The 22,263-nt window shown below is 42.7% G+C and carries 12 protein-coding genes; 1 reads left to right on the plus strand and 11 read right to left on the minus strand.

All coding sequences use genetic code 11. The features are described from left to right. Positions 1-32 precede the first annotated feature (32 nt). The 11 genes from JWR61_RS11230 to JWR61_RS11280 form a co-directional block, all read right to left on the minus strand. Complete coding sequence (locus JWR61_RS11230) at positions 33-1,580, minus strand: IPT/TIG domain-containing protein (RefSeq protein ID WP_301927902.1); 1,548 nt, start codon at positions 1,578-1,580, stop codon at positions 33-35. Positions 1,581-1,619: 39 nt separating this feature from the next. Next, on the minus strand, positions 1,620-2,771 hold the full coding sequence (locus tag JWR61_RS11235) for a glycan-binding surface protein (RefSeq protein ID WP_301927903.1): 1,152 nt from the start codon (positions 2,769-2,771) through the stop codon (positions 1,620-1,622). 38 nt (positions 2,772-2,809) lie between these two features. Beyond that, positions 2,810-4,519, minus strand: coding sequence for a RagB/SusD family nutrient uptake outer membrane protein (locus tag JWR61_RS11240; RefSeq protein WP_301927904.1), 1,710 nt, complete (start codon positions 4,517-4,519; stop codon positions 2,810-2,812). 11 nt (positions 4,520-4,530) lie between these two features. Next, positions 4,531-7,935, minus strand: a complete 3,405-nt coding sequence (locus JWR61_RS11245; protein ID WP_301927905.1) for a SusC/RagA family TonB-linked outer membrane protein — start codon at positions 7,933-7,935, stop codon at positions 4,531-4,533. A gap of 247 nt (positions 7,936-8,182) precedes the next feature. After that, positions 8,183-9,373 (minus strand): FecR family protein, encoded by a 1,191-nt coding sequence (locus JWR61_RS11250; protein ID WP_301927906.1) that lies wholly within the window; start codon positions 9,371-9,373, stop codon positions 8,183-8,185. A gap of 100 nt (positions 9,374-9,473) precedes the next feature. Beyond that, positions 9,474-10,070 carry an RNA polymerase sigma-70 factor gene (locus JWR61_RS11255; protein ID WP_301927907.1) on the minus strand — a complete coding sequence of 199 codons (597 nt, stop codon included), beginning with the start codon at positions 10,068-10,070 and terminating at the stop codon, positions 9,474-9,476. A 220-nt stretch (positions 10,071-10,290) separates the two neighbouring features. Continuing rightward, entirely contained in the window at positions 10,291-13,680 is a 3,390-nt protein-coding gene (locus JWR61_RS11260; RefSeq protein WP_301927908.1) for a VCBS repeat-containing protein, read from the minus strand. Between the two features lie 126 nt (positions 13,681-13,806). Beyond that, the gene (locus JWR61_RS11265) at positions 13,807-15,333 is read right to left on the minus strand and encodes a RagB/SusD family nutrient uptake outer membrane protein (protein ID WP_301927909.1); all 1,527 of its coding nucleotides are present in this window, start codon (positions 15,331-15,333) and stop codon (positions 13,807-13,809) included. A 39-nt stretch (positions 15,334-15,372) separates the two neighbouring features. Continuing rightward, positions 15,373-18,735 carry a TonB-dependent receptor gene (locus tag JWR61_RS11270; protein WP_301927910.1) on the minus strand — a complete coding sequence of 1,121 codons (3,363 nt, stop codon included), beginning with the start codon at positions 18,733-18,735 and terminating at the stop codon, positions 15,373-15,375. Between the two features lie 166 nt (positions 18,736-18,901). Continuing rightward, the gene (locus JWR61_RS11275) at positions 18,902-20,011 is read right to left on the minus strand and encodes a FecR family protein (RefSeq protein WP_301927911.1); all 1,110 of its coding nucleotides are present in this window, start codon (positions 20,009-20,011) and stop codon (positions 18,902-18,904) included. A gap of 72 nt (positions 20,012-20,083) precedes the next feature. Then, positions 20,084-20,674, minus strand: coding sequence for an RNA polymerase sigma factor (locus JWR61_RS11280; RefSeq protein WP_301927912.1), 591 nt, complete (start codon positions 20,672-20,674; stop codon positions 20,084-20,086). 471 nt (positions 20,675-21,145) lie between these two features. On the opposite strand from JWR61_RS11280, the gene JWR61_RS11285 reads away from it, so the two are divergent. Then, the gene (locus tag JWR61_RS11285) at positions 21,146-22,183 is read left to right on the plus strand and encodes a LacI family DNA-binding transcriptional regulator (protein ID WP_301927913.1); all 1,038 of its coding nucleotides are present in this window, start codon (positions 21,146-21,148) and stop codon (positions 22,181-22,183) included. Positions 22,184-22,263 lie beyond the last annotated feature (80 nt).

Here is a 22,263-nt window from a genome sequence, read left to right on the forward strand (position 1 = left end):
GAGCCGCAGATGTTTTATTTTATCAACCAAAACTATCTTAATCCAACATGATCAATGTAAACAATGCCGGAGAAGCCAGCAGATTGAAGGACTATTTCTTTTAACGGATTGGGGCTTCCCAAAGCCGATAAATTGATGCTATAGGTCGTCCACTCGCCACCAACAATGGTAACAGGATAAGCCGTGCCATAACCTCCGTTGATCACAACGTTCATGGTCTTGCTTTCTGTGCCCGGCGTACCAAACAGGGAGAATTCAAGTTTGGAATAAGTGCCTGTTGCTGCGCCGGCATCATTGTGAAAAGTGATGCCCTCGTAACCTCCGGAACCATAGGTTGCTTTGATGGATTTATCACCCTGCCTAACGATAGCGGTGCTGCTAAAATCATTACCCGCCCACGACCAGTTTTGAAAACCGTTTTGCAAAGCGTCGGTATAAATAGCATAGGCAAAATCAGCCAGCGGAGGCAACCCTCCGATGAAATCCAGTACCTGTGCAGATTCTACGGTAAGGGTGGAGTTCAATACATTCAATGTTATCTTTCCTTTCAATGCGCCAACAGGTGTTTTTACAACAATCTTTGTAGCAGACTGGCTCACAAAACTTGTTACGGGCGCTGTTATTCCGGTGAAGGCTACACCGGTTGCAAGGTCAAGGTTGGTGCCGGTGATGGTTAGTTCCCCTTCCTGTGCAATGGGGTTAGGTGCTATCGTTGTTATCGCCGGCAACAATACCGCCAGGTCATCTGCAGATGTGACCGTAACCTGCGAATGCGCCGCCAGCGTTAGCTTTCCTGTGCTCGCTCCTGCAGGTACTTTTACAACAATTTGCGTAGCGCTCTGGCTTTCGAAAACGGTCACCGGTGTTGCAACACCATTAAAAATTACCGCAGCAGCCAGATCAAGATTTGTACCTGTAATGGTCAGATTTGCCTGGTGCTTTACGGGGTTGGGTGCTAATGTTGTGATGGAAGGAAGTGTAACCTGTACCACGCTATCTGTTTCAAAGGTCAGCGGATCTGTTCCGCTGGTGGTGATAAATAAAGTGCCTGTTTGTGCATTGTCAGGTACTTTGATTACGAGCTCATTCAACGACTGGCTAACAAAAGTGGTTTCAGCGATGTCCTTCGAAAAAGTAACGGCCTTTATCCAGTTAAGAAAATTTCCTTTGATGGTGATATTTTCTCCGGGTCTTGCTTCTGAAGTAATAGACGTGATGGTAACAGGTACGTCAAAATTTACTTTTGTTTTTGACACCACATCACCGTCGGGTGTTTTGAGTGTTGCATAGCCCTGCACGGCCGCATCCGGTATAACAAACACGATTCTTTCTGCAGTGTGTTCTGTAAAGGCGCTCGCCGGAATGGTGGCACCTGTAAGATCAATTTGGGTAACCTTGTCTAAATTATTACCGATAAAAATAATGTTGTCGCCATGCTTTGCGCCGGTGGGGCCAAAGCTCAGCAGCTCTACTTTACCCGAATTGGTTGCTGTATCTTTTTTGCAGGAGCTAATCATTGCTATGGCCATTAAAAGGCATAGCAGGCAAAGCATTGTTTTATTCAATATTGTTCTGGTCATTGTATAATTTGTTTTGACTGGCCAATTAAAATGTGTTGCTTACTTTTTGATAATTTTCGGAACGATCCTGAAATTATCAAACGACATATCACAGTCCAGGTCACCCGGACCATGAAACCATACACGGCTATAATATCCCTTTGCACTTACTGCAAGCGGAGCTCCATAAGCTTTTGCAATCTCCTCAAAAGGAATGGTTACTGTCTGCCACTGGCCCTTGGTATCGTAGGGTGGCATCCACCGGTATTCATTTGCATTAAAGTCATTGCTCAGGCCCACATTTATTTTCAGCACATTGCCGTTATAGGGCTTAACTGTATTTAATTCAAACTTCAGGTTATAGTCGGCTGGTTTCAGAATGGCTTCGTCAGGCACATTTTTGCTGATGTCACCCATGGCATCTGGCGGACCGCCGGCAATTTCCATCCATGACCATGCACCGATGGCTTTTTTAACACGGATATAATTTCCGTTGATAGCCGGGGGATCGCCTGCACCCGGATTGCTCACCACAAAGGAAGCATTCCACCAGCCGGTAAAAGGATCGCTGCTGATAAAAATATTGCGGTTATCCCTGAACCAGAAATCAGATTTGGTTTCACCGAAATTTGTCTTAACCGTTACCTGGCCTGGCGTTGCACCGGCAGGCACCCTCACTTTAATAATCTTATCTTCAACAGAAACAAGCTCGCCTGTTACACCACCTGTAAACGTTACGGTCAGCGGTTCATAAAAGAAATCGCCCCGGATGGTTGCTACATCACCGGTTAAGGTGTACTCATTTTCCATTCCTGAAACGAGTGGCTCACTGATGTCTACTTTAAAATCATATAACAACGTATCCCTATTGGCGAAAACCAGTTTCAATTTGTTGGTGATCACCGTTGGGATCGGGCTGGGGACACTCACTAGTATCGAGGTGCTCGTAATGTAAGTAGACGTGAGTGAAGACTTCTGATCATTGAACCAAACTTCTACGGTGTTCTGCAGATTTTGCCCGATGATGGCTACCAGGTTTCCCTGCCCTGCTGAAACCAATAAAGAATCCGATGACTCCGGTGCGGTGACCCTTACATACTGAATTCTTGGAACACCATTGTTGACTTGCTCATCTTTTTTACAGGAGATAAAAGCAACCGTCATGGCGATCACCAGGATCAGCAGCTGTTGAATGTTTTTTATATTTTTCATTTGACTGACGAATAATAATTTGATGAAATAGTGTTGGCTTATGGATAGTCTACCGCAGGCTTGGAAAGATTAGGCGCCTGGCTTTTTTCTGTTGCCGGAATAGGCAATAAAAAATTACCAGAGTTGGCATCGATCTTTCTTTCGGTGGTAGCCCAGGATGTCTTCCTGATTGTCCAGTTGGTAGGGTTCGGAAAAACATCGGGGGTAATATTATACAGGCCTCTGTCCTGAGAATTTAAGATGCTGTATGCCTTACCGGGATTGTAATAATGCAGGCTAACCAGGTCATACCACGCCATCGATTCCATGGCAAACTCCTTAAACCGTTCAGATAAAATAATATCCAATGTTAACGGTGTGGCTGCACCGCTTACGGGGTCTGTTGCCGTAATTGGAGCCAGACCAGCACGGGTATGCACTTTGTTAAAATATTCCAGGGCCGTGGCATCCACCGTTGAAGCGTTGTTACCCAACACTGCTTCTGCATAAATTAAATACATCTCTGCCAGGCGCATCATATAGGTGTTGTTAGGATAACGTTGGGCCTGTACGATAAAGCCAAGATCTTCTGATTTACCCACCACATATTTTTTTATACTGGAGAAATTGACATCACCTTTCACGTAAGGAAAAATCAATTTCTGATTTACACCATTCAGCAATTGGGTGATTTCAGGGTAACTGGCACCGGGCAACATATAGGTTGCTTTTAAGCGTTGATCCAGCGTACGTCCTTTTATCACTGTATCGCCAGAGTCCATAAATCCATCGTACTGGCTCAGCATCCACCAGGTTGCCCCCTTGTCGCCACCCCATCCTTCTACACTGATATCAGAGCTGTAATTGAGGTAAGAAGGTGCACTGTTGCCTACGCCATAACCTGCATCGCCGGAAAGGGCTACCCATTGCAACTCAAATAAAGATTCTGCATTGTTGTCGTACGGATATTTAAAAAGATCTGCATAGTTACTCAACAGGTTTAAATGGCTGTTGTTGATTACGCGTTGCGCATAATATTTTGCACTATCCAGGAACGATTGATTTCTTACACCTCCAACTGATTCTACGCCCGCTCTTGTTAAATAAAACCTGGCCAGCATACCTTCCGCAGACCATTTACTGATCCGGCCTGTCTGTGTGGGTGTTTCAGGTAAGTCTTCGGCAACCGCACGCATTTCCCTGGTTATAAAACGCCAGATACTTGCAGACGTATTTTTATTGATGGTAGTATCATTCAGCAGAGTCAGGTTATTCTCAATCACCGGCACATCGCCCCAGTTCATGGTGAGATAACGGTAGGCTACTGCCCGCATAAATCTTGCTTCCGCGATAGCAATCTTTTTAACCGTTGGTGAAACGGCCGGACTGGCGTATTTATTGATGTTGGCAATGGCCAAATTCGACTGACCAACAACAATAAAAAAAGCACGCCATGCCGCATCATTTTCGGGAGTGATATCTGTTGTATTGAACAACACATTGCCCCTGTCGTTGTATGCCGAAAATGCAGTGCCCGCTCTAAAGTCGCCAAGGTTATAAGATGCCTTATCATTGTAATCGAACCACACTTTACTGTATAAAAGATTGGTTGCTGCCAGTACCTGTTCATCTGTCTGGTAAAAACTGGCATCCACTACCGAGTCTGTCGGCGGTTTTTCCAGGAAGCTTTTTTTGCACCCGGCAAAAAGGATCACAGACAGCAATGAGCCAATTAAAAAATATTGTCTGTTTATATTAATTTTCTTCATTGTAATAAGTTTTAAAAGTTTACACCCAGGCTGAATGTATAAATAGGGGTTAACGGATAGCGTCCAAAGTCGAGCCCGATGGCCTGGTTACCGGCGTAGGTATTGGCGCCGACATAAGACCCTACTTCAGGATCGAAACCGGAGTAGCCTGTGATGGTGGCAACATTTTGTGCACCGATGGTGGCCCTGATACCTTTTACCAGCTTCTGTTTTGCAAGCAATTTCCCAGGCAGGTTATAAGATAAGGACACATTTTTCAGCCTTACAAAAGAACCATCTTCTACCCATTTGCTGCTGGTGGTACCATAATTATTATCATTGGCAATTTGCGAACTGGTTAACCGTGGTACATTAGTTCCGGTATTTTCAATCACCGGGTTGCCATTTTTATCCGTGGTCAATCTTGCATAGTCCATGGCACTAATCAGCAAGTTGCGGCTGGTATAAATGGTAGATGTTTTTGAATTTACCTTGGCCAGGTGATTATAAATATCATTACCAAAAGTGCCGGTAATAAGTATACTTAAATCAAATCCTTTGTAGGAAAATGTATTGGTAAATCCGCCAAATAATTTTGGCCACGGGTTACCAATATTTGTTTCATCATGGAAATCTATTTTACCATCGCCGTTCATATCCCGGTATTTTACGTCGCCGATCCAAACGCCCGCTACAGCATCCGTTGGCAGCCTGTTTCCGTTATTATCTACCCGTACAGCACTTGAATTGATTTCATCAATGGTTTGAAATAAACCTTCTGCAATATAACCGCGGAACAACCAGGGCGCTTCGCCAACGGCCGACCGTTGTGTCCAGTTATCCAGCCACCAGCTGGTACGGTCAACAAAAGCTGCATCAGAATAAAACTTTTTAATGGTTGTTTTAAAAGCAGATACATTGATGTTGGACTCCCATTTAAAATCCTTGTTGCTTACGTTGATGGAATTGATGGTAAGGCCCCAGCCCTTTGTTTGCAGGGAACCTATGTTTACTGTTGGATTGCCCACAGAACCCGTTCCATTGGTGCCCATGTACCAGGGAAGCGGATTATCCATTAAGAGATTATTGGTATTTTTGATGTAGTAGTCCGCTTCAACTGAAATCCTGTTTTTTAACAGGCCTATATTGATACCAATATTTTTGGTGTTGGTTTCTTCCCATTTCAATGCGGGGTTACCATACCTGCCCGGTAAAAAGCCAATACCTAAATCGGTTGGGCCTGTAACCAGCGGTGAGTAAATGCCACCACTTCCCTGGTTACCTGTAAGACCGGTTTCTACTCTTAACTTCAACTCACTGATAGCTGGCACGTCAAAAAACTTTTCCTGCGAAACCCGCCATGCGCCGGACACAGAAGGAAAAGTTCCCCACCGGTCATCCGGACCAAAGTTGGATGAACCATCTCTTCTAACCGTTCCTGTTACAATGTAGCGGTTGTCGTAATTGTAGTTAATTCTTCCCAGATAAGATTCCATGCCCCATGGACCAGAGCCGCCGCTATTGGTACCAGGTGCGGCACCTGCTGCAAGGTCAAATACATTGTTGGTAAGATAACCCGACCTGCTGGCGCCAATGTTTTGCCATTTGGACTCTTGTGACTCGTGGCTCACCATGGCGCTAACGTTGTGCTTGCCCAGTTGTTTATTGTACTCCAGCAACTGGTTCCAGTTCCAGTAAGTACTCATGCCGATGTTATTGCTTAAGGTAGCCGAAGTATTGATAGCCCAACCGATATGATAGGTAGGATTAAAATACACCGAATTGGAATAATTGATGTCTGTATTAAAAGATGTTCTGAACGTAAGGTCTTTCGTTATGTTAATCCCGAGATTCAATCCACCTAAAAACTGCCTTCTCCTGTTTGTATTCGTTCTTAAACTGGCAATGGCTATTGGGTTAACGGGAGCAAACTGGTTGGCACCGTTAACGTTATCACCGCCACCCCATTCACCGTTCAGGTTTTTAACCGGCACCTGCGGTGTTAACTGTATGGCATCAGAAATAACACTTTCAGAACTGGTGGTCAGCTTTTCATTGATCTGGCTAAAGCTGATGTTGGCACCGATGGTAATCCATTCTCTTGGCTTGTTATCCATGTTCACCCGAAAGCCATACCTGTCAAAGCCAGAGCCAAGCGCAATACCATCCTGCTTTAAATATTCCCCCGACATGTAATAGGTAGTAGTATTACCGCCGCCGCTCAGGCTGAGCTGGTGCTTTTGCATACCGGCATTGTTAAATAGTTCACCTTGCCAGTCTGTTCCTTTTCCTAAAAGAGAAGGATCTAAAAATTCACCCGGCGTTGTACCTCCTGCCAGTGCGTGATAATCTTTTACCATTTGCGCATACTGGCGCAGATCCATTACCTGTAAATGTTTGGGTGGTGTCTGCAAATTATACTGGTAACCGTAAGTCAGTTTAGCTTCGCCCGCTTTGCCGCGTTTTGTAGTGATTAACAGAACGCCATTGGTGGCTCTTGAACCGTAAATAGCAGTTGCCGAAGGCCCCTGCAACACTTGTATATCTTCTATGTCGGAAGGGTTAAGTCCGGATAAGGGATTAGATGAATTGGTAGTACCCCCACCCTGGATCTGTACACCATCTATTACATACAACGGTTCGGTATTGCCGTTAATGGAACTGATACCACGGATAGCCACCGAAATACCACCACCCGGCTGACCGGAATTCTGCGTAACATACACCCCGGCAGCCCTTCCCTGTATTGCTTGTTCAATGGTAGTGTTAATGGTTTTCTCCATCACTTTTGAAGACACCGTAGTCTGCGCACTGGTAAGATTGATTCTTTTGGATTTACCATACCCAATCACCACCATATCGTTCATGGAAGATACTTCAATGGTCATGGTAAGGTTGATGGATGATTTACCTTTAACAGGAACATTGATCGTTTTGTACCCCACATAACTAAAACTCAGCACCGCGTTGTCCGGCACTGTTATGGAGAACTCGCCTTGTTCATTGGTACTGACACCGCTTTTTTCACCTTGTATGGCAACCGTTACTCCCGCAAGCGGACTGCCTTTTTCATCTTTCACCGTTCCTTTTATTGTAACCTGCAGTGTTGCCAGAGGTGGTGCATCGGCAACAAGATTTACTTCTTCTTTACGCCGGATGGTGATCGCTTTTTCAACGATGGTAAAGTTTAAAGGCTGGTCTTTAAAGCAGACTTCCAGCACCTGTTCTATCGAAGCATCTTTTACTTCGATGTCAAACTTTTTGCCTTGCCGCAACAACTCATCCTGGTAAAAAAACTGGAAGCCTGTTTTCCGGTGAATTTCTTTAAACACTTTTTCGAGTGATGTATTTCGCTGGGAGATGGAAATACTCTGCGCTTTTCCTTTGGCACTCACCTGCAGTAAAGCGGCGAATAATAAAACAGCTGTCAGTTTCATAACTAGCAATGTTTTGTGGGTGACTGCCATGGCCCGTTGGACACATGGCACCGAACACGAATTTTTCATACTTTTGTTAAGTTTGGTTTAAACATTTAGCAATCCTTCCTGTTTGTAATGATGGATAAACTCAACTACCGCCAGGGACGCCGCAAACGTTCCTGGTTTTTATCTTGAGTAATCCCGGGTATTAAAAATCTGAACTAAAAAACTTATTTATTTCCTTAAAAAATAAGGATGTAATACACTAAGCCAATACAATTAATTTCCTTCCCTCAATTTTAAATCGTACGCCTCCATCCTGCATTATCTTAAGCACCTGGCTGATGTCGTTATTACGGCTTACTGCACCCGTAAAATGACCGGCAGGAATTTTTCCTTCATAGGCCACTTCCACATTATACCATCTTGAAATCTGCCGCATCACCGTTTGTATATCTGCGGAGTTAAACTGGAACCAGCCATTCTTCCAGGCCATCACCTCTTCCACATCTGCCGCTTCAATTTTGATGGCCCCGGTTTTGTCAACCAGGGATTGCTGACCAGGTACCAGCATTTTTACTGCACCGCCTTCCGATACCTTTACAGACCCTTCCAGCAACGTGGTGTTTACTGAACTTTCATCGTCGTATGCCATGATATCAAAGTGTGTTCCCAGCACTTCTACTTCCATATTCTTTACGGTTATTTTAAAAGGCATCGCGGCGTTTTTAGCCACTTCAAAATAAGCTTCGCCGGTAACGGAAACCTGCCTTTCTTTTCCCTTAAAAATAGTTGGGAAATGGATGGACGAAGAAGCATTCAGCCACACTTTACTGCCATCAGGCAATATTACCTGGTATTGTCCGCCAACCGGCGTCGCCAGTGTATTGTACACCACATCAGGGTTTGAGGCAGTGCCGGCATTGTAAGCTAACGTCGCCGTATTTAATCGCACTACTTTTGTATTGCCTTGTTTTATAAGCTCTCCCTGTCGGGTGGTATCTAAAATGATCACTGATCCATCGGCTAATGTAAGCACAGCTTTATCTCCACCCGGTGCAATAACCGCTTTAGGCGTAGCTTTTTTTTGCACTTGCGCAATGGGTTGCTGAACGGGTTTTGATTTTAACCAGAACCAGGTACCAAACACTGCAATTAAAACAATGGCAGCTGCGGCGACACGGCCTGGGATAAAAAAAAATTTTTTGTTATGAGTAACAATGGGAGCAACTGCTTTTCCTTTTGCCAGGATTTTGGCGAACATGTCTTCGCTTTGTTCTTTTGTAAATTGATTTCCTGGCACTTTAAAATTTTGCCAGGTTTCGGTAATTAATGATTGTACTTCGGCATCGTTTTCACGTTGCATCAACAGTTCCGTTAATTCATCCCGTTCCTGTGCAGTAGCGGTTTCGTTAAAGTAAACCTTAAATAGATAGGCAAGTCTTGATTGGCTCATAATAAAATGATGCGAAAGAATAAAAGAATACACCTTTTAAAGCTTCCGCCATTAGTAAGACAACCGAATTGAAAAAAGGAGGTAATGAGGAAAGAAAAAATTAATAATTAAATAACCGCCCCAGCAAAAAAAGAAAAATACCAATGTGCGTACGGAGATGATTTTTTAAAAACCGCAGCGCCAGCACCATATGTTTCTTCACTGTTTCGAGAGAGATGTTTAATGCAGCCGCTATCTCTTCCTGGTGCAGACCTTCCCTTCTGCTTAGCAGGTATACTTTTTTTTGTTGTGGGGGAAGTAAGGCAATTGCCTGGTCAATTAATTCGCTGGTGTTGATGGTGGTGTCTGTCTCGTTCTGGTCGTTGGCTGCAAGCCTCAGCACATTGTTTACCCAGGCTGTTTGCCGGCTCCTGTCACGGGCAATTTGTTTTAAACTGTTGAGGGCATGGTTCCTGGCCACAACAATCAGGTATGCTTTAAAGCAGGTGATTTCCGCCAGCACGCCGCGGTTGATCCAGATTTTAACAAACACATCCTGTACAATTTCCTGGGTAAGTGACTCCGATTTTATTAATCGCATAACAAAGCTTCCGAGCAGCTGGTGATAATTTTCGAACAGTTCTGCAAAAGCATGCTCATCGCCGGCTGCTACTTTGTCTAACAGTATTTTTTCTTTATCGTTGGAAGAATGGAACAAGCAGTGATCGTTTTAGTCTTAAGCAATGGCTGGTACAAAACTAAGTGGTTTGCATGATTATCAAAGACCATTTCCTCATGATTTTTTATCCGATACAGGTATTTTTTGCACTTATAATGAGTTTTATAAAAGTTATCGCATTTAATATTACTTACCGGTGCATTCATATGTGATCATTAATGCTGCATCATGCTGACAGTTTGAAAAAGTGAGTGGTTCATCAATCAGTTATTTTCTTTTTCCGTGCAGTGATTTTAAAAACATGCATCACATCATTGTTCACCGCGGCAACTAATAATTTATCTCCACTGGCCAGTCTGATAAGTGCCATATCTTTTACATCACCCTGCAGCAACAATCCACTTGTATACTGCGGAATGGAAACAAATGTTTTATTGCTGCTGCCACGCAAAAAGCAACCGTAAGATGCATCGTATCTTCCGGTCATTACTTCAGCCTGGTATTCGTTTCCAGCCAGCAACAGGTCTTTGTAGCCGTCGTTATCCAGGTCATCGCAAATAATGGCATTTATGGGTGAAAACTGTGCTTCAATTGGTAGCACGTATTTTATAAATTTTCCGTTACCGGTGTTTTCAAAATAACATGTCCTGGTTTCATCACAATGCAACTGCAGTACGTCGGTGCTAGCTTTTCTTTTAAAGATATCATCATAGGTTGCGTGCGCATAGTCTTCATTCAACAGAAACTGTTTTTTAATGGCTGGCACCTGGTCGGATAACCGGGCCCTGCTGATGGCCGGAAAAGACTGCATTTTGCCATCTGCTTCTTTTATATAATAGAAGAAAACCGGGTCGACACTTCCATTACCATCCAGGTCTGCGGCATATAACTGCATCGGCTGCGAAGGACTTGCACGGTACTCACAATTTAAACCGAGGTTTCCCGCCACAAGGTCCATATCCCCATCACTATCGATATCAGTTGCTATCAAGCTCCGCCACATGCCATTCATCTGCGTAAGGCCTGTTGATGCGGATACATCAACTAATTTACCATGATCATTTTTAAAAAACTGAACCGGCATCCACTCACCGGCAATGACGAGATCGGGTTGATGATCATTATTAAAATCCGTCCATACAGCTGCGGTGACCATGCCTGGCTTTTGTAATGCCGGACAGACCTGAGCCGTTACATCTGTAAAAACACCTTTATTATTTTTCAGTAAAAAACTGCGGGGTGGCAATGGATATTTTTTAGAAACCCGGCCGCCAATAAATAAATCAGGATAGCCATCGCCATCATAATCACCGGCACTTACACAGCCGGCAATCGTTCTTACACCATCAGGAATAGCATTGGGCTGCAGCGTAAAATTGCCCTTGCCATCGTTGAGGTACAGCCGGGGTTTATAATAAATGGAGTTTTCATCGTACTGCATATCTCCACCTGTAATAAGCAGGTCACTATCACCATCTTTATCCGCATCAAACAAAATACAGGCCATGTCTTCTTCAAACTTAATACTGTCTGTAAGATTTTTTGAAGCGAATGTTTGTCCGTTTTTTTGCGTAAAAATTTTGCCGGAAAAATTAAATGCACCGCCAATGAAAAAATCGGTTGCTCCATCATGATTGATATCGCCGGTAGTAATAAACGGACCCAGTTGCGAATACTTTTGAGGCAGTAAACGTTGCAGAGTGTAGTCGTTAAAAGGGTTGTCCTGGTGCCTGTATAACAAGCCGTAATTACCTGTAATATCAGCAAACAGAAATGATGGAACTGCTGCTCCATTTATATTAATAACGCCTGCATTTTTCCAGGAAAGCACCAGGCTGGTATCTCCCTTTACATTTTTTAAGTTCTGCCTTTTTCCGTCAGGCCATTCGATTACCAGCGAATCTGCATGGTCATTTTTTCCCAAACCAAAAAGCAATTGCTGATCTACAGACGAAAAATAGCCACGTATAGGGTTCTGTTCCTGGAACTGAATTTTATCTTTATTGTACAACCAAATTTTTGCACCAAACCCTTTCCTGTTAAGGCTATCACCATTAAGCTGCAGGCTCAAATAATGTGTTGCGACTGGCTTATTTTTTTGATTGGTGTTGTTGATAAACACAAAGGCAGCTTTGTTGATATTGTTCACTACCAAATCGAAATCACCATCATTATCAAGATCTGCATAAGCCGCACCGTTGGACATGGATGGTTCATTGATACCCGCACTTTCAGACGAATCTGAAAAAGTCAGGTCATGATTATTATGGTATAAATAGTTGGGAAGATTCACGTTTTTCAAAGACGCCAGTTTCTGCCTGATTGCCTGTTGCTGCTGCTCTTTACTTTGGCCATTATTAAAAACATTACTACTAAATTCAAGAAAATCAGCATTGATAAAATCACGGCCGATGCCATTGGTGATATGTATATCTTTCCAACCATCGTTATCAAAATCGGCCAGCAAAACACTCCAGCTCCAGTCGGTTGCGGGTATGCCACTAAACCTTCCCAGCTCGCTAAAAAAAGGAAGAATGGTATCACCATATTTGCGGCTGCCAATATTCAACTGCAACATGTTTCTCGAAAATTCCGGTTCATAGCCCATGGACCGTTCGGCTTCATACCGTTCATAATTCATAAAAGAAAACGAGGTCTTCTTTCTTTCGTTGTACTCCGGTAACATATCCAGGGTAACAATGTCCGGCAATGCATCATTGTTAATATCCGCCGCGTCGGCGCCCATGCTTGAATAACTCTGGTGACGGATTGATTTGTCAATACAATTGGTAAATGTGCCGTTTCGGTTATTTAACCATAACTCATCATTGGAAACAAAATCGTTGGCTACATAAATATCCGGCCAACCATCCTGGTTAAAATCACTTACCGATACGCCAAGGCCATAGCCATCTTCCTTAATGCCTGCCGCCATTGACACATCCGAAAAAACCGGGTGACCCAGGTGAGCGCTATCGCCATCATTGCGATAAAGTTTGTCATTGGCCAGCGAGCGGCCGCTTCTGTCGCGGGGATAAATGGTATTAGAATTACCGGCGCTTAATAAATAATTGGTGCAATACATATCGAGGTCGCCATCTTTATCATAATCGAAAAAAACTGCCTGCGTTGAATAGCCGGTATCTGCCAATCCGTAGGCTGCGGCTTCTTCTTTAAACGTGAGATTGTGCTGATTGATGAACAATAAATTTTTTGAACGATGCAACAGGTCTTTTCCAAAAACGCACACATAAATATCATCAAACCCATCATTATTAATATCTGCAATACTAACACCTGTACACCACACATCCGTACCAATGCCTGCTTTAGTTGTGATGTCTTCAAACTGATTATTTCCTTTATTTATATACAGCCGGCTGCTTACCTGGTTGCCGGTAAAAAAAATATCTTTTAAGCCATCATTATTAAAATCGCCGATGCCTGCTCCTCCACCCATATAACCAAACTCGTTGATAAAGGAATGAGAGGAATCGTTGTCGTAAATGTCGTTGCTGAATGTAATGCCCGAGGTTGTTGCATCCAACTGCGTAAACAACATATTTTTTTGTGGATGCTTACAGGAGCTTATGAGTACAATACCTGCAAAAAAAAGAATCCAGCTATGATAAGTAACAAGCGCTTTCATGCATTTTTTCAATTACACTATTGATTTAAATGACCTGGTCTACGGTTATCAATCCCTCCTTCCTCACTATATCTGCAAAAAAATAGAGGCCATTTTATAGCCTCTATTTTTAGGATTGAACAAGCTTTATTTAATTAAAGGATTGGTAGAAGTTTCAATTGCCGGAATCGGAAACAGGTCGACCTGGTTGGGAACTCTTTCCGGAATAATAGAAGGAAAATATCCTTTTTTTCTCCAGCGAAGAATGTCAAAACTTGCCAGTTCTTCGGCGCCCAATTCCACTTCTCTTTCATGCATCACTGCCTTTAGTGCATCGTTTTTTGAAGCGGGTGTAACAGGCGGCATGTTTACACCCGGCCTGCTGCGCACTTCATTAATGTAGTTGGCAGCTTGTGCAGGCGTTCCTACTTCCGCTTCACACTCAGCCAGCAGCAATAATATATCAGCATAGCGGATTACACGCTGGTTTATTCCACCAGGGTGAAAGCCTGAATTTACATAATCGTAAATATTGTATTTACGGAAGAATCTCTTTTTAGTAACGCCGTTCCTTACGCTGGTGGCAATATTCATTATATCCGCGGTTAGCTTTATGGGGGTGATGCCGCTGGATTTAAGAATGGTATCACCCTCTTCGAAAATAGTGAATTTATACCTTGGGTCACCAGCTTCAAATTCATTCAGGAACTGATTGGATGGAATCACATTTCCCCAGGTAATGCCATACTCCTGGTTGCGTACAGTGCTTAGCGGACTGGTAGATCCTTCGCCATTATATCCCCAGTTAAAATTGTTATCGCCCTTATCAACAAAAACAACTTCAAAAATAGATTCGGAATTGAACTCATGTCCGGATGCAACTGCAGCATTATTATCGTCTTTAATGTCGCCATCAAAATTCCATTGGTAATTTGGAGTAAGTGAATATTTACCGTACACTTTCAGCAGGGCTGTTTTGGCAGCGTCATAATCACCTTTCTGCATCAGCACTTTTCCCAATAAGGAATTAGCAGCGCCTTTGGTAGCACGGCCGTTATCCGAAGCGCCGTAGCTTTCGGGCAATGCTTCTGCAGCTGCAGTTAAATCGCTGATGATAAAGGCATAAATATCTGCAGCAGGCGATTTGCCTTTGAAGTCGATAGAAGAGGCCACTGTTTGCGTGTAAAGTGGAACATCTCCCCACTGTGCCACCAGTTCAAAATAGGCCCAGCCTCTTAAAAATTTTGCTTCGCCTACCAGCCTGTCTCTAAGCGCCGTGTTATCTGTTACGTCCGGGGCCTTGTCAAGCACCAGGTTGGCACGGTTGATCATCTGGTAGCAACCGCTCCATACATTCGACATCACCGCGTTGGATGGTGCAGGCGATGGTTGGCTAAGCAGTTCTGCTCTTGGTGCTTCCAGTTGGGGGCCACCGGAAGCCGTTTCGCCGCCCCGCATATCGTGTGTAAAAAACCATTCACGTCCTACCAGTTCGCCGGAGCGCAAGGTTGAGTAGATGGCGTTTACGCCGTTTTGCAGTTCGGAAGCGGTTTTAAAATAACTTTCTGTTGTCGGGTTATTTTCATCAAAAACATTCAGCTTTTTGTTACAGCCCAGCATGCCGGTAACTACCAGTGCGGCTGCAATAACTGCCTTGTTAATATTTTGTTTCATGATAATCTGATTATTTAAAAAATGACGTAAATGATTCTATTAAAAATTGGCCTGTATGCCCGCCTGGAATGACTTTGGCTGAGGATATACCGCAAAGTCGATACCGTTGGTTAAAGATGAATTGGGTGTTCTGTTTCCCACTTCCGGATCATACCCGGTGTACTTGGTAAACGTCAGCAGATTTTGAGCGGATACATAGATACGCAAACTTTTGAGCGTTCCTTTTGTGAGCGACTGCAGTGATTTCGATTGAAAGCTGTAGCCTAACATTACATTCTTTAACCGGGTAAAAGAACCATCTTCTAAAAACCTGGTAGACGGACGGGCATTTTGATTAGGATCTGATGATATTGCACGGGGAATAGTGGTGTTAGTGTTAGTAGGTGTCCACGCATTTAAAACCTGTGTACCTGCATTAAAGAAACGAACCATGCCTTCAGTAATAACCCTGGTAGCATTGAACACTTTATTACCCTGTACGCCCTGGAAGAAAACAGAGGCATCAAAATTCTTATAGTTTGCGCCAAGATTAAGTGCATACGTCATCTTAGGAATAAAGCTGCCCAAAAACGTGCGGTCCTTGTTATCAATTACGCCATCGCCATTTATATCTTTAAACATGATATCACCGGGCGCTGTTGCAGTTGTTTGCTTGGCATGCTTGGTAACATCTCCGGCATTTTGAAAAATGCCTTCTGCCACCCAACCATAAAATGCCTGGATAGGCTGGCCAACTGTTGTATTGGTAATATTGTAACTCCCGAAGTCAGCATCGCCGCCAGCTTCGATATTAGAAACACCTTCGGCTAACCTTGTAACCTGGTTGGTAACAAAACTCATGTTGGTACTTGCAAACCATTTAAAATCTCCTTCGCGGTCATTGTAGCCCAACTGGAATTCAACACCATTATTTTTCATTGAACCCACGTTTTGAGGAACTGTACCGGTTAAATAACCAAATGAAGAAGGCAGTGGTACATTTAGTATTAAGTTGTCTGTTTTACGCTGATAATACTCTGCAGATAATGTAATCTTGTTTTTAAGAAATCCCATATCAAGGCCGATATTTATCTGCTTGGTTTTTTCCCATTCAAGGTCTTTGTTTCCCAAACGTTGAATGGAAGAAGATGGACCTCCGGTAATTGAACCTCCAAAAGGATACTGGGCACTGTTGGCTGCCACACTTACCTGCCATGGTGTGTTACCCAGTACTGTCCCGTTTAAACCGGTAACGCCATAGCCCGCTCTAAGTTTTAATTCAGAAATGCTTGTTTGGTTTCTCATAAAATTTTCCTGGTCAATTCTCCAGCCAACAGATGCTGATGGAAAAGTTGCCCATTTTTTTCCTGGAGCCCAAACAGAAAGCCCGTCCCGCCGAACGGCAACACTCAACAAATACCTGCTGTTGTAATCGTAGTTAATACGGCCGAGATAAGATAACAGGGCGTTTTCACCAACCAGGGTTTGTACAGAAACGTTGGTAGCATTGTTCAATGTTTTCAAATCATTGGATGCCTGGTTGCCACTTGCATTTTCCTGTTTTGTAGTTTGATTCTGTTGCTCATACACCGCAATTGCATTGATGTGATGATTGCCGAAAGTTTTATCAAACGACAATTGCTGAGTATACAACAACACCGTAGAAATATTGCGGTTATTGGTAATGGTAGCTTGTGTTGCACTCGAACCCGCAATGGCGCCGTTGTCGTTAAATATAGGAGCAAAACGATAATCTAACCCGTTAGCATAATCAATACCAAAAGTAGATTTAAATTTTAGCCAGTTTGTAAAATTCATTTCCAAAAAAGCCGTTCCAAATACTTTGGCGGTTGTTCTGCTGCCCGGATTTTTTAGTGCCGCATCTTCTACTGGATTCGTTGGATCACCACCATCCTTGGTAGCATCTACGCCCCTGTACCCACCAATTGAAGTTGGATCATACACTGGCATATGAGGCATCATTCTGATCACATTTACCAGGTTTGTTCTGGAACCTGTTTCATTGTTATCATACGCCTGGTTGCCGGAGGCTGCATATAAGTTTTCGCCAAAGGTGAATACTTTACTAATGACGTGATCTGAATTGATGCGGAAATTATAACGGCGATACGCAACACTTGGCGCCGTACCCTGCTGATCGGTATACCCCGCTGAAGCATAAAAACGTGATATATTGTTGCCACCACTTAACCCAATATTGTGCTGCGTCATTACGCCTCTTTTAAAGTAAGCATCCTGCCAGTTGGTATTGGTTTGTCCATAAGTTTGGGTTGCACCGGCATATACAGGTTCATCAATCATCGGGGCAGTAAGGCGTGGAACCTGGCTGCCCCTGTAAGCAAGTGCGTACTGTTTAAACTGTTCTGTGTTCAGCAATGACAGACGTTCGGTGACTTCCTGTGTACCAACATATGAATCCAGGCTGATACTTAGTTTACCATCTCTTTTTCCTTTTTTGGTAGTAATCATAATTACACCATTGGTAGCTCTTGAGCCATAAATGGCAGCAGCGGAAGCATCCTTTAAAACGTCCACAGACTCGATGTCTTTTACATCAATAGCCGAAAGATTACCTGTAGGAAAACCATCTACAATATATAAAGGATCAGATGCAAAACTGATAGAGCTGATACCGCGGATACGAACAATCGGGTCTGAACCCGGACTGCCGTTATTGGTTACCTGCAAACCCGCAACACGGCCCTGCAATGCCTGCGAAATAGACACCGCGGGCAGCTCATTCAATGTTTTACTGTTTACACTGGAAACAGCGCCGGTAATGAGCGTTCTTTTTTGTGTACCGTACCCCACCACTACAACTTCATTAAGTGATTTATTTGATAAAGGCATTACTACCGCTACCGAGGTTTTACCTTCAATGTTGACTTCCTGCGATACTCTTCCTATAAATGAAAACTGTAAAAATTTTACGTCGTCAGCCACATCAATCGCAAACGACCCGTTATCGGCGGTAATGGTGGCTTTGTTTGAACCCTTCATTGTAACAGAAACTCCGGCAAGGGGTTCGCCGTTTTCGCCCGTTACTGTTCCGGTAATATTGCGGATGTTTTTTTCCTGGGTGTCATTTAAAAAATTGTCTTTCCGGGAAATAATAATGATACCAGTGCTTTTATCATACCGGTATTTGAGGTTGATCGGCAGCATTACAGCATCCATCACTTCGGATACCGGTGTTTCTTTTGCACTGACCGTAACAATTTTTCCTTGCGGAATTATATCATTACTAAACGTAAACCTCAGTTTGGTTTCACTTTCAATCGCTTTAAAAAAAGAAGTAACAGAAACTTCTTTTAGTGAAAGCGTCACTTTGACGTCCTGGGAAAACCCGCCGGCATGAGCCAGCACGGTACTGGCAAAAAGCAGGATTAAAGTTAATTTCATAATTTTCAGCAGCTTCGTTAGAGGCGGATTTGCATACCCCCGCCTGCAAGGATGTTTTTTTTTCATACCTTTATTTTGGTTTTTAATTAAAAAATAGAATCACTTAAGTTTTAAGTGGTTCAAAATTTTGGTACGGGAAAGTGTTGCCGCACTTTTCCCGTATTTTTTATTTAGACAGGTTTATTGTTACGATAGTGTCGTCTTTAATAGTATAGTTAAAGTGCCTTGATTCTTTTAAAAAGTTAAGCACCGTGATTAAATCTTCTTTTTCAAATACGCCTGAAAAGTGATAGTTACGCAGGGCATCGTCTTCAAAATTGATCTTTACATTGTACCATCTTTCCAATAGCCGCGCTATCTCATCAAACTCTTCATCAAAAAATATCAGCTTGTCTGCCTTCCAGGCAATTTCTTTTATGATGCCGTCATTTGTTGCTACAATTTTTTTCCGCAGGCTGTCTGCTTCCATTATATTACTGGTTGACAGAACTGTGGATTCAGATGCTTTCGTGCTATCGATGTGAATTGTTTTCCACTTAATTTTTTCGTTTGGATGCAGCACCAGCTTTAAATTATTTTCTTCAATCAGCGTAACCTCCACCAGTCCTCTTATCAAAGCAGTTTCGGTAAATAATTCATTTTGATATGCCTTTACATTAAATGCGGTGCCCAGTGCCTTTACTTCCATCGCAGCTGTATGCACAATGAAGGGAATTTTTGCATTGTGCTTCACCTCAAAAAAAGCTTCGCCCTGCAGGTATACATCACGTGATTCAAGGCCAAAATGCTGATTGATCCTTACAGTACTTCCTGAATTGATAGCTACACTGGATCCGTCCGGCAATTGAATCGTTTTTCTTTCGCCGTAAGCTGCTGCATAAGTCTGGATATCACCGGCAGTATTTTTATTAAAATAGCCCCTGGCAATAAACAACCCGGTAATGATGAAAACAACGGCCGCAACTTTAATCGCCAATCTGAAAATGTTTCGCCTTTTTTTGTCAGCCACGCTTTCCATCCTGATTACAGGGGCTGCGGATGTGCTGTCTATACTGTTTTTTAACCTGGTCACCTGTTCCTCAAGGTCGGCATCGGCCAATGCATTGAACAGCTCGATATATCTTTCTCTGGCATGCGCTACAAGTGCAGCATGCGCGGGACTAATTTGTATATAATTCTCCCAATACTTTACATCGTCCTGGTCAGAATGCTTACAATAGTTTATAAAAGAGTCCATCAACAACAGATCTTCAATATCATGTTTAACATCAATCATGCGTTGCAATTAATATTCATTAATAAATAGAGAGTGGAAAAACCTTTTTTTACCCGTTTTTTGAAAAATATTTTACGAAACAGGTTGGGAGTCTAAAACTGCAGCACGGGCAGACCTGCCCTTGGTAAGGTTGGACTTAAGCCGTTTCAGTCCTTCATGAATTTTATTATACACCGTACGATGTGACAAACCAGTTCTTTGCACAATGTCTTCATAAGCCAGTCCTTCATAAAACTTCAGTACAATCAGTTCTTTCTGGCGGCCGGGTAGTTCATTTATCTGGGAGCTTAGTAATGTACCTAACTGGATGTGTTGTTCTTTTGCTACAAGTTTTTCCTCGGGGTTAAGGCAGGTTTCGTTCATAGTCTCTACCCACGCAATGTGCAATGCGCCTTGCTTTTGACAATTTTTGCAGTCAGCTGCAAGCTTTCGTAAAAGAGAAGTAACAAGGTAATTTTTTATATTTCTTGCAGGCTGCAGCGTATCTCTTTTTTCCCACAGGTATAAAAAAAGTTCGTGAATGGCATCTTTCACCAATGAAGCATTACTATTTTGCTTCAGGCCAAGAAATAACAGGCAATGATAATACTGCTGGTATAATGCTACCAGCATTTCCTTATCGCCATGCCTGAGGCCCAGCCATAATTCTTCATCTTTATTCATACGCAATCGTTAATATAATTAATCAGGCCTGACCTTTCTAAACTGCCGCAACAAAAACTGACGGGTGATCTTTACCTTACCAACCCAAACATGGATTTTGTCAAAATCAACGCTTTGGCTACCAGTCTTTTTATGGATGCATTTTTGCAATGCTATACATGCGCTGCTCCTCTGAATCCTTTATCAACAGTCACCGGATCTGCTATGTAACCGGTTGCATTAATACTGGCAAAAAAGAAACCCAAACTGCTTCCTGAAAATTGTTTTCAGTTACTGATATATTTATACATCAAACTATACAATTAATCATTTTCCCGCTTGAACATTGCCTGATAAGCCGTTTGTATTGCCAGGGAATGTGACTAACTTTGTGCAAAATAGATTTTTTTTTATAAAATGTAACCGATTGCATAAGTTTTTTAAAAATTATATTACTTTAGCAGACAAGCATTTTTTTTATTCCGCTGCAAGATGACAAAAGAAATAACGATTTACGACATTGCCAGAGAGCTCAAGCTGTCCCCTGCCACTATCAGCCGCGGATTAAAAAGCAGTAAAGTAATTAACAAGGGTACGGTTAAAAGAATTTTGGAAAAGGCAGAAGAGTTAGGCTACCGCCATAACAATTTTGCCAGCAGTCTGCGTAAACAAAAGTCGCATACAATTGGCGTACTGCTGCATGAGCTTAACAGCAACTTTATTACTTCCGTATTATCTGGCATTGAAAAAATAACAGCAGAAGCGGGCTATGATATTATCATTGCCCACTCCGGTGAGAGTTATGAAAAAGAAGTATCCAATGTTACCAACCTGTTTCATAAACGGGTTGATGGATTGATTGCTTCTTTATCTTTTACCACAGAAAACCTGGACCATTTTAAACTTTTCTTTGAAAAGAATATTCCTGTAATATTTTTTGACCGGGCTGATGAAAATAGTGACAGCACCCATGTTATAATAGACAATTATAAATGCGGGTATACGGTAACACAACACCTGGTTGAGCAAGGTTGTAAACGCATTGTGTTGCTTACTTCCAACTTAAAACGAAACGTTTATGCACAGCGCCACCGCGGTTATGTAGATGCGCTATTTGATGCCGGCATTGCCTATAATAAAAAGTTGGTGCTTATAAAAGATCTGAGCGAAGAAAGTGCGGTTGCAGCAGCACATGAAATTTTAAAGATGAAACCCAGGCCTGACGGGCTTTTTGTGACAAACGATTTTAAAGCGGCAGTTTGTATGCAGGAATTGAAAAGAAACGGTGTGAAAATTCCGGAGGATATTGCCATTGTGGGTTTCAATAATGACGCCATCAGTAAGCTTATCGAGCCACAGTTAAGCACGGTTAATTACCCCGGCAAAGACATGGGAGAAATTACTGCCAGGAACCTCGTTAGTCATTTAAAGGGAGAAGGCAATATAGCTACTACAAGAAGAATTATAGTAAAGTCAGATTTAATTATCAGGGGATCTTCCTTGCGAAAAAAAGTACATCTGCCTTTGTAGCAGCGCATGTTTTTTAAGTGATAGCGAGACTTTCGTCTTCTATAGGATTGATGGCTCATTACAAAAATATTTGCAACCTG

The organism is Ferruginibacter sp., assembly GCF_028288465.1.
Taxonomy (GTDB): domain Bacteria; phylum Bacteroidota; class Bacteroidia; order Chitinophagales; family Chitinophagaceae; genus Ferruginibacter.